This is a genomic window from Rhizobium sophoriradicis, from assembly GCF_003939025.1.
In the GTDB taxonomy this organism is placed as follows: Bacteria; Pseudomonadota; Alphaproteobacteria; order Rhizobiales; family Rhizobiaceae; genus Rhizobium; species Rhizobium sophoriradicis.
On record NZ_RQIH01000010.1, the window covers coordinates 149,687 to 164,668 of the forward strand.

General features: G+C 63.2%; 11 protein-coding genes and 1 pseudogene. 5 read left to right on the forward strand and 7 right to left on the reverse strand.

Annotated features, from left to right (window positions below; genetic code table 11):
* Nucleotides 1–142 precede the first annotated feature (142 nt).
* Nucleotides 143–1,414: an SDR family oxidoreductase gene (locus EFR00_RS18380; protein WP_077992968.1), complete on the forward strand. Its 1,272-nt coding sequence runs from the start codon at nucleotides 143–145 to the stop codon at nucleotides 1,412–1,414.
* Between the two features lie 41 nt (nucleotides 1,415–1,455).
* On the opposite strand, the pseudogene EFR00_RS18385 reads toward EFR00_RS18380, so the two are convergent.
* Nucleotides 1,456–2,048, reverse strand: a pseudogene (locus tag EFR00_RS18385) (LysE family translocator).
* A gap of 148 nt (nucleotides 2,049–2,196) precedes the next feature.
* Here EFR00_RS18385 and EFR00_RS18390 point away from each other — a divergent pair.
* Nucleotides 2,197–3,045, forward strand: coding sequence for an aldo/keto reductase (locus EFR00_RS18390; RefSeq protein ID WP_077992970.1), 849 nt, complete (start codon nucleotides 2,197–2,199; stop codon nucleotides 3,043–3,045).
* A 163-nt stretch (nucleotides 3,046–3,208) separates the two neighbouring features.
* On the opposite strand, the gene ilvN is transcribed toward EFR00_RS18390, so the two are convergent.
* Together ilvN and EFR00_RS18400 are read right to left on the reverse strand one after the other, a co-directional pair.
* Nucleotides 3,209–3,781, reverse strand: coding sequence for an acetolactate synthase small subunit (ilvN, locus tag EFR00_RS18395; protein WP_009994120.1), 573 nt, complete (start codon nucleotides 3,779–3,781; stop codon nucleotides 3,209–3,211).
* Between the two features lie 23 nt (nucleotides 3,782–3,804).
* Nucleotides 3,805–5,595, reverse strand: coding sequence for an acetolactate synthase 3 large subunit (locus tag EFR00_RS18400; protein WP_077992972.1), 1,791 nt, complete (start codon nucleotides 5,593–5,595; stop codon nucleotides 3,805–3,807).
* A 323-nt stretch (nucleotides 5,596–5,918) separates the two neighbouring features.
* Here EFR00_RS18400 and EFR00_RS18405 point away from each other — a divergent pair, with 323 nt between their 5' ends.
* On the forward strand, nucleotides 5,919–7,958 hold the full coding sequence (locus EFR00_RS18405; RefSeq protein ID WP_077992974.1) for an ATP-binding protein: 2,040 nt from the start codon (nucleotides 5,919–5,921) through the stop codon (nucleotides 7,956–7,958).
* Here EFR00_RS18405 and EFR00_RS18410 read toward each other — a convergent pair.
* Nucleotides 7,955–8,869, reverse strand: a complete 915-nt coding sequence (locus EFR00_RS18410; RefSeq protein WP_077992976.1) for a dihydrodipicolinate synthase family protein — start codon at nucleotides 8,867–8,869, stop codon at nucleotides 7,955–7,957. The genes EFR00_RS18405 and EFR00_RS18410 overlap by 4 nt on opposite strands.
* Nucleotides 8,870–8,889: 20 nt before the next feature.
* On the reverse strand, nucleotides 8,890–9,504 hold the full coding sequence (locus EFR00_RS18415) for a LysE family translocator (RefSeq protein ID WP_077993094.1): 615 nt from the start codon (nucleotides 9,502–9,504) through the stop codon (nucleotides 8,890–8,892).
* 95 nt (nucleotides 9,505–9,599) lie between these two features.
* Between EFR00_RS18415 and pdxR the strand changes: the two genes are divergently transcribed.
* Nucleotides 9,600–11,078 (forward strand): MocR-like pyridoxine biosynthesis transcription factor PdxR, encoded by a 1,479-nt coding sequence (pdxR, locus tag EFR00_RS18420; protein ID WP_183738681.1) that lies wholly within the window; start codon nucleotides 9,600–9,602, stop codon nucleotides 11,076–11,078.
* Nucleotides 11,079–11,111: 33 nt separating this feature from the next.
* Here pdxR and miaA read toward each other — a convergent pair whose 3' ends face one another.
* Entirely contained in the window at nucleotides 11,112–12,008 is an 897-nt protein-coding gene (miaA, locus tag EFR00_RS18425; RefSeq protein ID WP_183738683.1) for a tRNA (adenosine(37)-N6)-dimethylallyltransferase MiaA, read from the reverse strand.
* On the opposite strand from miaA, the gene serB reads away from it, so the two are divergent.
* A complete protein-coding gene (serB, locus tag EFR00_RS18430) occupies nucleotides 12,007–12,897 on the forward strand; it encodes a phosphoserine phosphatase SerB (RefSeq protein ID WP_077992981.1) in 891 nt (296 codons plus the stop codon). The genes miaA and serB overlap by 2 nt on opposite strands.
* Before the next feature lie 286 nt (nucleotides 12,898–13,183).
* Here serB and EFR00_RS18435 read toward each other — a convergent pair whose 3' ends face one another.
* Nucleotides 13,184–14,899 (reverse strand): DegQ family serine endoprotease, encoded by a 1,716-nt coding sequence (locus tag EFR00_RS18435; RefSeq protein ID WP_077992982.1) that lies wholly within the window; start codon nucleotides 14,897–14,899, stop codon nucleotides 13,184–13,186.
* Nucleotides 14,900–14,982: the final 83 nt, after the last annotated feature.

The window sequence follows — 14,982 nt, forward strand, 5'->3', positions numbered from 1 at the left end:
CATCTGCCTGCCGGCATCTTCTCCCCGCTGGGGAGAAGGGGAATGAAGCAACGTTCTGCCCTCAAAGCATCCACCTTCCTTCTACCATACACCACAACCCCGCCCTCCTATCCCACGCAAACTTTTCCGCTAATCTCCCGCCATGAACATCCTGATTCTCGGCGCAACAGGCTTCATAGGCTCGGTCGTCGCGGCCCGACTCGCTGCAGACGGCCATGCCGTGACCGGGCTCGGCCGCAATCCCGCGCGAGCCCGCCTGAAGCAGCCGGCAATCGACTGGCGGCGCGCCGATCTCTCGCGCATGACAAAGCCCGAGGACTGGGAGAACCTCCTCAAAGACCGGCACGCCGTCGTCAATTGCGCCGGCGCCCTGCAGGACGGACTCTCGGACGATCTCGCGGCGACCCAGGCGAATGCGATGCTGGCGCTCTATGCCGCGGCGAAGCGCTCCCGTCCTTTGATCGTGCAGATATCGGCAAGGACCGCCGGCGCGGCAGGCGCGCTGCCCTTTCTCGCCACCAAAAAGCGGGCCGATGAGGCGCTGGCGGCAAGCGGCCTGCCTCATCTCATCCTGCGCCCTGCCCTCGTGCTCGGCCGCAACGCCCATGGCGGCTCATCGCTCGTCAGGGCGCTCGCCGCCCTTCCGCTGGCGCTGCCGCTCGTCCATGCCGAGAGCCCGGCCGAAACGCTTTCGGTGGATGACGTCGCGGAAGCTGTGTCGCGAGCGATCGCAGGCGGTCTACGCGGCGATGTCGATCTCGCCGCCGGCGAGGTGCTGACGCTCGCCGAACTCGTCGGCCTTCACCGGCAATGGCTGGGCCTGCCGCCCGCCCGCGTCCTTTCGCTTGCTCCCTGGCTTACGCGACCAGTGACCTGGTTTGCCGATATGGCAGGCCTGCTCGGCTGGCGTTCGCCGCTGCGCTCGACGGCGATGACAGTCATGTCGGAGGGCATACGAAGCGCCAAGGGGGAAAGCGGCCTCACCGCGACATCGGCGGCGGCGACGCTCGCAGCCAATCCCTCCGGCTTGCAGGATCTCTGGTTCGCCAGGCTCTATCTCCTGAAGCCGCTCATCATATCGGGCCTGTCGGCCTTCTGGCTGCTCTCCGGCCTAATCCCGCTGCTTTCGCTGGAAAGGGCCTCGACGCACTTCCTGCCCTTCATGCCGGAAGCGGCGGCAACGGCGCTGACGCTTGCGACCTGCCTTATCGACGTAGCACTCGGCGCCGCTGTGCTTGTTCGCCCGCTCGCCAAACGCGCCCTTCTCGGCATGCTCGCCGTCTCATTGGCCTATCTCGCCGGTGGCAGCCTGCTCGAACCCGCGCTCTGGCTCGATCCGCTCGGCCCCCTCGTCAAGGTGCTGCCGTCGGTCCTGCTGACGCTGACGGCGCTTGCCACCCTGGATGAACGCTGATGCTTAAGGAATGGCTGCTGCTCACGAAACCGTCGATTGCTCTATTTTAGCATCGGCCAGAGGCTCGCCACGAGAAGCACGGCCATGGTGATGTTGAACCACTTCAGCCGCATGGGATCGGAAAGCCAATCACTGAGCGCCGAGCCGAAGCCCGCCCAGGTCGAGACGCTCGGCACGTTGACCACTGCGAAAGCCAGGCCGACGATCAGCACGCTGGCGAGATAGAGTTCGGGATTGGTGTAGGTCGCCATCGCGGTGACCGCCATCACCCCGGCTTTCGGGTTGACCCACTGGAAGGCCGCCGCCAAAAAAAGGACATTGGCGCAGCACTGTCCCTGCCTTCGCTCAGCGAACGCGAGGAGGCGATCTTCCAGGCGATCCAGACAAGATAGGCGCCGCCGGCGAACTTCAGCACCGTATAGACCAGGGGCATCGTGTGCAGCAGCGCCCCGAGCCCGAGGCCGACGCCGATCAGCAGCGAGAAGAAACCCGCGCCGATGCCGAACATATGCGGGATCGTCCTGCGGAAGCCGAAATTCACGCCCGAGGCAAAGAGCATCATATTGTTCGGCCCCGGCGTGATCGACGTCGTGAAGGCGAAGAGAACGAGGGCGAGAAACGTATCCAGCGGCATGCGAGCTCCCAAAGCCGGCTCTTTTCCGCGGTCTGATTATTTAGGTCAGCCTAACCCTAAACTCTTGACGCCATTACATCATTGTCATGGTGACAGGATTAGTTGAAAGATAAGAACGCTGCGCAATCTCCTAAAAATGGAAAAAATCATGCAGGATGACCCCATCCCCTCCGTCAAATTCCCGAACGGCACGGAAGTGCCGGCGCTCGGCCAGGGAACCTGGGCCATGGGCGAGGATGCCGGCGATGCCAGGATGGAGATTGAAAGCCTCAAGGCCGGCATCGATCTCGGCATGACGCTGATCGACACTGCCGAAATGTATGGCGACGGCGGCGCCGAGGAGATCGTCGGCCAGGCGATCAGAGGACGGCGCAACGAGGTCTTCATCGTCAGCAAGGTCTATCCCTGGAACGCCAGCCTGAGAGGCACGATCGAAGCCTGCGAGCACAGCCTGGAACGGCTCGGCACCGACCGGATCGATCTTTATCTCCTGCACTGGCGCGGCAACTATCCGCTGGCCGAGACCGTCGCAGCCTTCGAAATGCTGAAATCGTCAGGCAAGATCGGCGCGTGGGGCGTCTCCAACTTCGACACCGACGACATGGAGGAACTGCTCAGGGTTCCCGACGGCGCCAATGTCGCCGCCAACCAGGTGCTCTACAATCTCTCCCGCCGCGGCATCGAATTCGATCTCCTGCCCTGGTGCCAGAGCCGCGGCATTCCCATCATGGCCTATTCGCCGATCGAGCAGGGACACATCATTCACCATCCCGAACTGATCCGCATCGCCAAAGCCTATCAGGCGACGCCCGCTCAGCTGGCGCTCGCCTTCCTGCTCGAACGCGACGGCGTCATTGTCATCCCGAAGACGTCGAATGCCGAACGCGTCGCGGAGAACCGCGACTGCGTCTCGCTTGAGATCACCGACGAGGACTGGCAAGCGCTCGACGCCGCCTTCCCGCCGCCGGCAAGGAAAAAGCCGCTGGAGATGCTTTGATCTCCAGCGGCCCGAACTGCTGACAAGCCCTATCCGGCAATACGCCGCGACTTCGCGATTCCCCCTTCTCCCCGAGGGGAGAAGAGATTCGCCGCGCCGTCTCCGTCCCTTGCCTAGTAAGCACAGCTGAGGATGACGCCTAGGGAAGTAGGAAGCTCGTGCCTCACATCCCCTGCGCGCCGCGGTTCATCGCCGCGATGCCGGTGCGGCAGACTTCGATCAGACCAAGCGGCTTCATGATCGCGACGAACTGGTCGATCTTCGACGACTTGCCGGTGATCTCCAGAATGAAATGATCAATCGTCGCATCCACCACCTTGGCGTGGAACGCATCGGCAAGGCGCAGCGTCTCGGCGCGGGTTTCGCCCTCACCGATCACCTTGACCAGCGCCACTTCGCGCTCGATCGGCCGCTCCTGGCCAAGTTCGCGGGCGCGCACCGTCAGATCGACGACGCGATGAACCGGCACGATGCGATCGAGCTGCGCCTTGATCTGCTCCAGCACGTGCGGCGTGCCGCGCGTGACGATGGTGATGCGGGAAAGATGCGCCTGATGCTCGGTCTCGGAAACCGTGAGGCTTTCGATATTGTAGCCGCGGCCCGAGAACAGGCCGATGACGCGGGCAAGGACGCCCGGTTCGTTGTCGACGAGGACCGAAAGCGTATGGCTCTCGATCGCCGTCGTTTCCGGCGAGATGAAGTAGGCAGAGCCGGTGGGCTGAAGATGTGCGTTCATGGTCCTGGGTTCCTACCTTATCATTATACGAGCTGACGGCCTTTGGCGTCGATCGCGTTGGCGACCGCTTCGTCCGTGGCTTCGTCGGGCAGCAGCATTTCATTATGAGCCTTACCCGAGGGGATCATCGGGAAGCAGTTGGCGAGATTGGCGACGCGGCAATCGAAGATGACCGGCTTCTTGACCTCGATCATCTCGACGATGGCGTCGTCGAGCTCATCCGGCTTTTCGCAGCGCAGGCCCACCGCGCCATAGGCTTCCGCCAGCTTGACGAAATCAGGCATCGCCTCGGTATAGGAGTGCGACAGGCGATTGCCGTGCAGCAGCTGCTGCCACTGGCGCACCATACCCATGTACTGGTTGTTCATGATGAAGATCTTGATCGGCGCGTCATACTGGATCGCCGTCGACATTTCCTGGATGCACATCTGGATCGAGGCGTCGCCAGCAATGTCGATGACGAGGCTTTCCGGATGGGCGATCTGGACGCCGAGGGCGGCCGGCAAGCCATAACCCATCGTGCCCAAGCCGCCCGAGGTCATCCAACGGTTCGGCTGTTCGAAGCCGAAGAACTGCGCTGCCCACATCTGATGCTGGCCGACTTCGGTCGTGATATAGGTGTCGCGGTCCTTGGTATGCGCATAGAGCCGCTCCAGCGCATATTGCGGCATGATCACGTCGTTGTTCTTCGTATAGGCGAAGGAGTTGCGCGCCCGCCAGCGAGCGATATCGCTCCACCAATCCTCAAGGCGGTTCTTCTCCGGCTTCCTCGGCAGCGCCCGCCACAGGCGGACCATGTCTTCCAAGACATGGCCGACATCGCCGCGGATGCCGATATCGACGCGGACGTTCTTGTTGATCGAGGACGGATCGATGTCGATATGGATCTTCTTCGAGTTTGGCGAGAAGGCGTTGAGACGGCCGGTGATGCGGTCGTCGAAGCGGGCGCCGATGCAGACCATGACGTCGCAGTCATGCATCGCCATGTTCGCCTCGTAAGAGCCGTGCATGCCGAGCATCTTCAGCCAGTTCTTGCCGGAAGCCGGATAGGCGCCGAGGCCCATCAGCGTCGAGGTGATTGGGAAATCGGTGAGCTCGACCAGCTCGCGCAGCAGCTTGGAGGCTTCCGGACCGGAATTGACGACGCCGCCGCCGGAATAGATGATCGGCCGGCGCGCATTCGCCATCAGCTCGATTGCCGCATGGATCTGGTTGAGGTCGCCCTGGATCTTCGGCTGGTAGCTCTTCTGGATCGGGTAATCGGCGGGCGGCGTATAGGTGCCGGTCGCAAACTGCACGTCCTTCGGAATATCGACGACGACGGGACCCGGACGGCCGGACTGGGCGATGCGGAAAGCCTCATGAATGATGGCGGCGAGCTGGTTGACGTCCTTGACCAGCCAGTTGTGCTTGGTGCAGGGCCGGGTGATGCCGACCGTATCGCATTCCTGGAAGGCGTCGGAGCCGATCAGCGGGGTCGGCACCTGGCCGGTCAGGCAGACGAGCGGGATCGAATCCATCAGCGCGTCCTGCAGCGGCGTCACAGCATTGGTGGCGCCGGGGCCTGATGTGACCAGCATGACGCCGACCTTGCCGGTGGAGCGGGCATAGCCTTCGGCCGCATGGCCTGCACCCTGCTCGTGGCGCACGAGGATGTGCTTGACCTCTTCCTGCTGGAAGATCTCGTCGTAGATCGGCAGAACCGCGCCGCCGGGATAGCCGAAGATATGTTCGACGCCGTTGTCCTTCAGCGCCTTGAGAACGATCTCCGCTCCCGTCATCCGATTGCCTGCCGCCTGATTGTCCGTGCTCATCTGTCTGTTCCGTTTGATGCTGGGATTTGCGTTTGTGGCCGGAAGCCCGAATTTCGGGCATAAAAAAAGGCCCCGGAGGAGCCTGTCATCTAGCGCATGGGTGGCTGTCGCCGGATGGTTACACCACCCTGCCCATGCGCTTTCCCACCACGATAAGAGCCGTTGCGATTTTCATGGTCCGAAGTGATAGACAGAAAATTTCGCAGCGTCAACGCATGCCACAATAAAAAACTGCCCCGCCCCTTCGCCCCTGAAAATCGATAGGATGAAGGATTTGTTAAAGGATCGACTTTATCCTTTAACGCTACTGTAGGAGTAGCCCGTTGCTCAACAACGACTTGCGCATGTCTGGCAAGGCAGGCGAGCACGATCGCCGCGATGGCCTCGCGCCGGGGAATCGCTTTCTCGGCCGCGTTGTTGCATGCAGCGGCTCGCGGGCGACGATTGCCGCCGTCGCCGTTGAGGGCGGGACTGATCTTACCGAACTCTGGTCCGTCGGCCGGCTGATTTCGATTAGCGTCGGCCGCAACCGCGTCGTTGCCCTCGTCTATCAGATGAACACCGGCGGCCACGCCTGGGGCGAAGGCGAGGACAACACTTTCAAGATCGAGACCGAGCTGCTCGGCGAAGTCCGCGTCGATGAGGACGGGCGCGAGGAATTCTCAACCGGCATCTCTCGTTATCCCTATCTCGGCGCCATCGCCCACCGCATCCGTGCTGCCGACCTGATGCGCATCTACGATGCCGGAACGGGCACGACAGCCGTCATCGGCAAGCTGACGCAGGACGAAAGCATCGATGCAGCGATCCACATCCCTTCGATGCTCTCCAAGCATTTCGCCGTCGTCGGCTCGACCGGCGTCGGCAAGTCGACGGCAGTCTCTCTGCTGCTGCACAAGGCGATTGTGGCGGACCCGAAGCTGCGCGTCCTGATCCTCGATCCGCACAATGAATTCGCCGCCGCCTTTCCCAAGCACGCTGTCACCATCGATACAGATACGCTCGACCTGCCCTTCTGGCTGATGCGGCTCGAGGAGTTCGCCGAAGTCGTCTTCCGCGGCCGCCCGCCGGTGCCTGAAGAACTGGATATGCTGCGCGACATCATGCCCGAGGCCAAGCGCGCCTTCCGCGGCAGCGATAACTCACTGGTGCGCCGGACGACGGAAAAGAGCTCGATTACCGCCGATACGCCGGTTCCCTATCGCATGGCCGATCTCCTGGCCCTGATCGACGAGCGCATCGGCCGCCTCGAGGGCCGCGCCGAAAAACCCTCCCTGCGTTCGCTGAAGATGCGACTGATCGCTGCAATCAACGATCCACGCTATCACTTCATGTTTTCCAACAACACGATCAGCGACACGATCACCGACACCATCGCGCAGATATTCCGCATTCCCGGAGACAGCAGGCCCATCTGCACCTTCCAGCTTGCCGGCATTCCTTCCGAAGTGGTCAATTCGGTCGCCTCTGTGCTCTGCCGCATGGCCTTCGAGGTGGCACTCTGGAGTGACGGCGCCATCCACATGCTCGTCGTCTGCGAGGAGGCCCACCGCTATATCCCCTCCGATCCCAGCCTCGGCTTCGTGCCGACGCGCCAGGCAATCGCCCGCATCGCCAAGGAAGGCCGAAAATACGGCGTCTCGCTTGGGATCATCACCCAGCGGCCGGGCGAGCTCGACCAGACGATCCTGTCGCAGTGCTCGACGCTGTTTGCCATGCGCCTTGCCAACGACCGCGACCAGGAAATCATCCGCTCGGCCATCCCGAATTCATCGATCTCGACGACGAGCTTCATCTCCTCGATCGGCAATGGCGAGGCGATCGCCTTCGGCGAGGCGATCAGCGTGCCAATGCGCATGCGCTTTTCGCGCGTCGACGAAAACCTGCTGCCGAAAGCTGCCAGCGCCAACAGCAAGCATAGCGAGGAAGATCCGGATACGGTCGATCTGCGCAAGATCGTCACCCGCATGCGGGCGGTGACGGTCGGACCCGATATTTCGAATTTCCAGCAGAGCTTCGGCGCATCGACGGCACCTTCCGACGAGGCGGATGACGCCGACGAGGTTCTCGAGGCCAAGCCCTACGCACCGCCTCCACCGGCCTCGCCACCACCGGTTTCGGCGCCTCTCGAATCCTACCGGCGCGAACTGCTGCCGCAGACGCCGGGGCTGGACCCGGCCGCACCTCCACCCGTCGATCCACGGCTCGATGCGTTGCGCCGCGAGATGCGCCGCGAGGAACCGATCTTTCCGCGACCTGCGCCGCCGACCGACCAGCCGGCCATCACCCGCCGGGAACCCGGCTCGTCGCTGCGCGAAAGCATACTGAAAAAGCCGCTGAGCAGCCTCTACAACAAGGACTAGCTCTTCCGCCCGCCCTCCAGAGCGATCAGCGGCTCGACGATCTCGAGCACACGCTGGCGATCCGCTGATTTCAGCGGCAGGAGCGGTCGCGGAAGCTCCGCCCTGGCGAGTGAGAGATGCTCGAGCAGCATATAGACCACGCGGATGCTTCCGAATGCCTTAAAGGTTTGCCATAGCGGCGCGAACACCTTATCGAGCCGGCGTGCCTCATCGACGTCGCCGGCCATGGCGGCCTTGGCCAGGCCGAGAGCCGTGCGCGGCAGCAAACCGCCGATGACGCTGTACCAGGCGTCTGCGCCGGAAAGCAGCGCATCGGCCGCGCCCCAATCGCCACTGTAACCGATCGCGAGATCGGTCTTCTCCCGCAAGGCCGCAAGTTCCCCTGGCAAATTGCCGTCAACAGGCAGCGGCATCTTCACCGCCCTGATCGTTTCGATATCGCAGAGGCGCTGGAGAAGCTCCCGGCTGAAGGTGAAATGGGTCGTGCCGGGATTGTTGTAGATGCAGACCGGCAGCTTCGTCGCCTTCGCGACCGCCAGGAAATGCTCATAGGCTTCTTCCTGCGTCAGCGGCGTATAGGAGACCGGCGCCAGCAGAAGTGCATCCGCGCCGGCCGCCTCGGCATCCCTGGCAAGACCCACGGCGTGGTCCGTTCTGAGAGCCCCGGCCCCGACGATGAGAGGAATACGGCCGGCGACGCATTCGGCCGCGGCCTTGACGGCGCGCAACCGCTCCTCGCGCGTGAGGTAAGCATAGATCCCGGTGCTGCCGAGAAGCCCGACAGAGGCGACACCCGCGTCGCACAAGCGTTCCAGAAGGCCGCCGAGGGCTTCGGTGTCGACGCGGCCATCGATATTCGCGGGGGTTGCCGGAAAGGCCGAAAGGCCGTGAAAGGGAGAAGCCGAAGACATGATGTGATCCTGCAGAAGCGTCAGTTTGAGAACAGCAGGCGCGATCCGGCGCCCGCGAAGAACACAGCAAGGCTTGCCTCGATCCAGCGGCGCGCCCTGGCATAGCCGCGCACCATCGGCGCCGTCGAGAACAGCAGGGCATAACCGGCGAATATCGATATCCCGAGCAGCACACAGCCGCCGAAAGCCGTGACCGCCATCTCGGGCGAAGCGCCCGGTTTGAGGCCAAGCGACATGATCGCGACCCAGGCCAGAACCGCTTTGGGGTTTCCGAGATGCATCAGTACCCCACGGCGATAGAGCATGCCGAAGTCCGTCGACAGTCGGGCTGGCTCGCCTGCCGGCGCATCCGTGGCAGCGGCCGAGCGAGCCGCCCTCCAGGCGAGCCAGAGGAGGTAAAGCCCGCCCGCGATCTTGAGGAATAACAGGGCATGAGCATAGCGTACGAGCAGTGTCGAAATGCCGGTGACGGCAATCAGACCCCAGCATGTCGACATCGTTATCACGCCGGCGGCAAGCGCCAGGGCCGGTCGGCGCCCCTGGCTCATCGCGACATTCATGATCGCCATGTTGCTTGGCCCTGGGCTTCCTGCTGCGATGACATAGGCGATATAGACGACGAGAAGATCCTGCATTTTCGCTTTCCAGAAGTCGCTGAGGCCTTCCTTCTCTTCTAAAATTGGTTCACCATGAAGCGCCATTTTCAAGAATCTTCATGGACCATTTTGCAATGTCGAAGCGACGGGCCACCATCGAAATTCCGTCTCTCCACGGGATCGACCGAACGGCCGATGTCGGCCGCCGGCTTGCACAGGCGCTGCGGCACGCCATTGCCTGCGGCGAACTGAGGCCGGGCGAGCGTCTTCCTTCGACGCGTAGCCTTGCCGCCTCTTTGAAGATCGCCCGCGGCACCGTCGTCGAAGCCTTCGACCAGTTGACCGCCGAAGGTTATCTCGAGGCGAGAGTGGGCGCGGGAACTCGCGTTGCCACCGCCCTGACGGACATGGCGCCGGCACTTCCGCCGCCACCGCCCGCGCCGGCGTCCGCAGAGGCGGTGGACCTGCCTGCCCCGGCTGCCCGGCTGATATCGATCGCCCATGCGCTGACCCCTCACCCGCCCGTTCCCTTCGCCATCGCCGTGCCCGCTTCCGGCATTGCGCCCGACGACAATTGGCGCCGTCTCGGCAATCGAATGCGCGCCTCAAAACAGGCCGCCCCCTCGGGCTACCACGATCCGATGGGTGTGCTCGAGCTGCGCATCGCCATTGCCGACCACGTGCGCCGTGCACGGGCCGTTCATTGCGAACCCGAGCAGGTCATCGTTACGTCAGGCACCCAGCAAGGCCTCTATATGGCTGGCCGGGTTCTTCTGTCGCATGACGACCCGGTATGGGCCGAGGATCCCGCTTATCCCGGCCTGACGGCAGTGCTCGACGATCTCGGCGTTCGGACGCATCGAATCCCAGTCGACGCACAAGGAATGAATGTGGAACGCGGCCTCGAACTCTGCCCGGAAGCGCGCGCCGCATTCGTCACGCCTTCGCACCAATATCCGGTCGGCATGCCCCTCAGCATGGCGCGGCGCAACGCTTTGATCGCCTGGGCCGACCAGAACCGGGCTTGGATCGTGGAGGACGACTACGACAGCGAACTGCGTTATGCCGGCCACCCTTTTCCCTCCATGCAGGGGCTGCGTCCGTCGCGCGTCATCTATCTCGGCACCTTCAGCAAGGTGCTCTTTCCGTCGTTGCGTCTCGGTTACGTCATCGCCCCGGCGCCGCTCGCAGAAGCCTTCGCGGGCGCACGCGCCATCCTTGACCGGCATTCGCCGATATCAGAACAGCACGTTCTGGCCGCCTATATCAGGGAAGGTTATTTCGAGGCGCATATCAGGCGCATTCGGGGTCTTTATGCCGAGCGCCGCGCTGTTCTGCTCGCGGCGCTCGAGCGGGTTCTGCCGGAAGGGTGCCATGTTCAGCCGAGCGATCAGGGCATGCACATCCTTCTATGGCTGCCCGAGGAAGCCGACGACGTGCGACTGGCAGCGCACGCCCTTTCGACCGGCCTTGCAGTGCGGGCGATCTCCCCCATGTATGGCGCGCAGCCGGCACGCCCCGGCTTGATGCTGGGTTTCGGCGGTTTTCCACCGGAGCAACTGCAGGCGGCGGCGGGCGAGCTCGCCAAACTGCTGCAGGTGCGCGGCACGTAACCGCACCTGAAGGAGCAGGCGCGGACTTACGCGCTATAGGGCCAGCCGCTCCCAGCTCTCGTCCATCTGATTGCGGAACCAGGTCATCTGCCGCTTGGCGTACTGGCGTGTCGCCGCAGCCCCCTTCTCCAGCACCTCCTCGCGCGTCATCTCACCCTTCAGCATCGCCGCGATCTGCGAAACCCCGATCGCCTTCATGACAGGCGCCTCCGCCGGCAAGCCGAGGCCAAGCAGCGTCCTCACCTCGTCTTCGGCGCCCTGCTGCAGCATTTTTTCGAAACGGCCATTGATGCGCTGATGCAGCACCGCCCGGTCCGGCAGAACGACGATCTTTCGCGCCTCCTCGGCGTCGATCAGAACTGGCCCGGACCGCCCCTGAAAATCGGCGATCGACCGTCCCGTCGCCTGGATCACCTCCAGCGCCCGGACGATGCGCTGCCCGTCCTGCCGGTTGAGGTTTGCCGACATGGCAGGGTCGATTGCATCAAGCTCGGCATAGAGCTTATCCGGCCCCTCCTCCAGCAGCCGCGTCCTGAGTTCCTCCCGAAGCGCCTCGGGTATCGTGGGCATGTCGGAGAGACCGCCTGTCAGCGCCTTGAAATAGAGCCCGGTGCCGCCGACGAAGACCGGCAGTTGCCCGGCGGCTTTCAATGCCGGCAGCAGCGCCGAAACATCGCGCAGCCAAGCGCCGGTGGAATAGGCCGCACCTGCCGGCACGTGGCCGTAGAGATGATGCGGCACGCCTTGCATCTCCTCTTCCGATGGGCGGGCGGTCAGCACCCGCAAAGTGTCGTAGACCTGCATGCTGTCGGCATTGACGACCGCGCCGCCATGGCGCTTTGCCAATTCGACGGCGAGCGCGGACTTGCCGCTGGCGGTCGGCCCGGTTATCAGGATCGCGTTCTCTACGCTCAGAAGGTTTTCCATCATGGCCCTCGTTGCCACGCTTGTTGCCAATCCGTCAAATCCTGTTCTAACCCCCGGTATCGCCGAACAGGCGGCCGAGGCGGTGGAAGCCTCCGGTCTCTACTGGCTGGCCGACGGCGTCGCCTGCGATATCGCACTGCGTGACGGTACGGATGCGCAGGCGGCCGAGGCCAATATCCTTGCCGTCATCGCCAGCGCGCCGATCGACCTCGTCATCCAGGAGCAGGAGACCCGCCGCAAGAAGCTGCTGATCGCCGACATGGATTCGACGATGATCGGCCAGGAATGCATCGACGAACTCGCTGCCGAAGTCGGCCTGAAGGAGAAGGTCGCCGCAATCACCGCCCGCGCCATGAACGGCGAGATCGCCTTCGAGCCCGCTTTGCGTGAGCGTGTCGCTCTGCTGAAAGGCCTGCCGATCTCGGTTGTCGACGAGGTCATCGCCAAGCGTATCACGCTCACCCCGGGCGGCCCGGAGCTGATCGCCACCATGAAGTCGAAAGGCCATTATACCGCCCTCGTCTCCGGCGGCTTCACCGTCTTTACCGGCCCCATCGCCGCCACGCTCGGCTTCGACGAGAACCGCGCCAACACCTTGCTGGACGATGGCGGCATTCTCTCCGGCTTCGTCGCCGAACCGATCCTCGGTAAGCAGGCCAAAGTCGATGCACTGAACGAAATATCGGCACGTCTCGGCATTTCGCCGAAGGAGGCGATCGCCGTCGGCGATGGCGCCAACGATCTCGGCATGCTGCAGCTCGCCGGCTCCGGCGTCGCCCTCCACGCCAAACCCACGGTCGCCGCCCAGGCGCAGATGCGCATCAACCACGCTGACCTGACGGCGCTGCTCTATATCCAGGGTTATCGGAAGACGGATTTTGTGACGGGTTGAATGCTCAACTCACCATCACTGGCCGGGTTACCAAATAAAAACCGGTCGATCACAGGCCATTCAGCACTGTCGCATGCGTCGGCATGAGATTTGGCGCGCCGCTCATCCCTGTGCTCGTCACAGGGATCCAGCGCGCCCAAGTCCTTGGGCGCGGGAGACTCTCTTACCTCTATGAGACTCATTCACCGCGCAGACGCGCGGTGGCTGGATTCCTGTGACAAGCACAGGAATGACGGAGGAGAGGTTGAGCGAGAACAGGAAGACGGCGCTAGGCGCCGTAGCTCCCCTACTCCATCGGCACCGCCACGAACCGCAGATCCCCATTCGCCGATGCGATCATCAGCTGAGCGTTGCGGCGGCCCTCCTGTTTCAGCGATTTCACCTTGTCGGCGACCGCGCCCGGCGACTTCATGAATTCCTGCGCCACCTCGACGATCACGTCCCCTGGCTTCAACCCCTTTTCGGCCGAGGCGGAGCCGGGCGCCACTTCCGTCACGACGACGCCGTCGACGCTCTCGGCAATGCCGAAAGCCTTGCGTGTCTCGGGGCTCAATAGCGATAGCGACAATCCGAGCACCTCCTTGGGTGTTGCCGCATCCGGCGATACCTGGCCCTGGTGCTGGTCCGGCGCCGGTGCACCCGGAACGGGCTGCATCTGATCGCCGGTATCCGGCTGGTCCAGGTCGTTGTTCTCGTCCGGATCAGGGGTGATCACGCCGTCCTGCGAGCCATCGGGCGCTGCATCACCGGATGCAGCCTGATCGCTGTCCTCAAGGCGGCCAAGCTTCACCTTGACGGTCTGCTCCTTGCCATCGCGCAGCACGACGACGTCGACTTCCTTCCCGACCGTGCTTTCCGCCACGACACGCGGCAGATCGCGCATTTCATTGACCGTCTTGCCGTCGAATTTCAAAATCACGTCGCCCGCCTTGATGGAGCCGTCGTCGACGGGGCCGCCCTTGATGACGCCGGCGACCAGTGCACCCTTGGCCGTGTCGAGTCCGAGGCTGTCGGCGATATCGTCGGTCACCGGCTGAATGCGAACGCCGAGCCAGCCGCGCCGCGTCTCGCCATATTCGCGCAGCTGCGCGACGACGCCGGAGGCGAGCTCCGACGGCACCGAAAAGCCGATGCCGATCGAGCCGCCGCTCGGCGAAATGATCGCCGTATTGATGCCGATGACTTCACCTTTCATGTTGAAGAGCGGGCCGCCGGAATTGCCCTTGTTGATCGCCGCATCCGTCTGGATAAAATTGTCATAGGGGCCGGCATTGATGTTGCGGCCACGCCCGGAAATGATGCCGACCGTCACCGAGCCGCCGAAGCCGAAGGGATTGCCGATCGCCATCACCCAGTCGCCGATGCGCATCTCGCTGGAATCGCCGAATTTGACCGCTTTCAGCGGCGCCTTCGGCTCGACCTTCAACACCGAAAGATCGGTCTTCGTATCCGTGCCGATCAGCTTCGCCTTGAGCTTCGAACCATTGGCGAAATTGACTTCGATGTCGTCAGCGCCCTCGATCACGTGGTTGTTGGTGACGATATAACCGGTCGGGTCGATGACGAAGCCGGAGCCGAGCGAGCTGACATTGTGGTTGGGGCCTCTGCCGTCCTGCTTCTTGTTGAAGAAGTCGTTGAAGAATTCCTGGAATGGCGATCCATCGGGCGCGCGCGGCGCCGGACCGACCCCTTCGTCATCCTTCACATTCTGAGAGGTCGATATGTTGACCACGGCATCGAGCAACCCCTCGGCGAGATCGGCGACGGAAGCCGGTCCGTTGTTCGGCACAACGCCCTGAAGCGGCGGGACCTGCTGCGGTGCCGCGGGTGCGGGTGGTGTCGGCGCCGGAGCAGCCGGAACAGGCGCCGCAACCCCGGGTGCTGCTTTTTCAGGCGTGGTTTGCGCAAAAGCAATCCCGCTCATGCCGGCTTGCGCCAGAATTGCGGCGCTCGCCATAAGCGCGAGCGTTCGTCTGAAGGGCGAGCCAATCGTGGGGGCCATCAAGCTTCCTCATAAGCGGTAAATGCGCACATTGAGCATCAGCATAAGGCGGAATGATGGAGGGCGAAATCACCTTTTCGCGA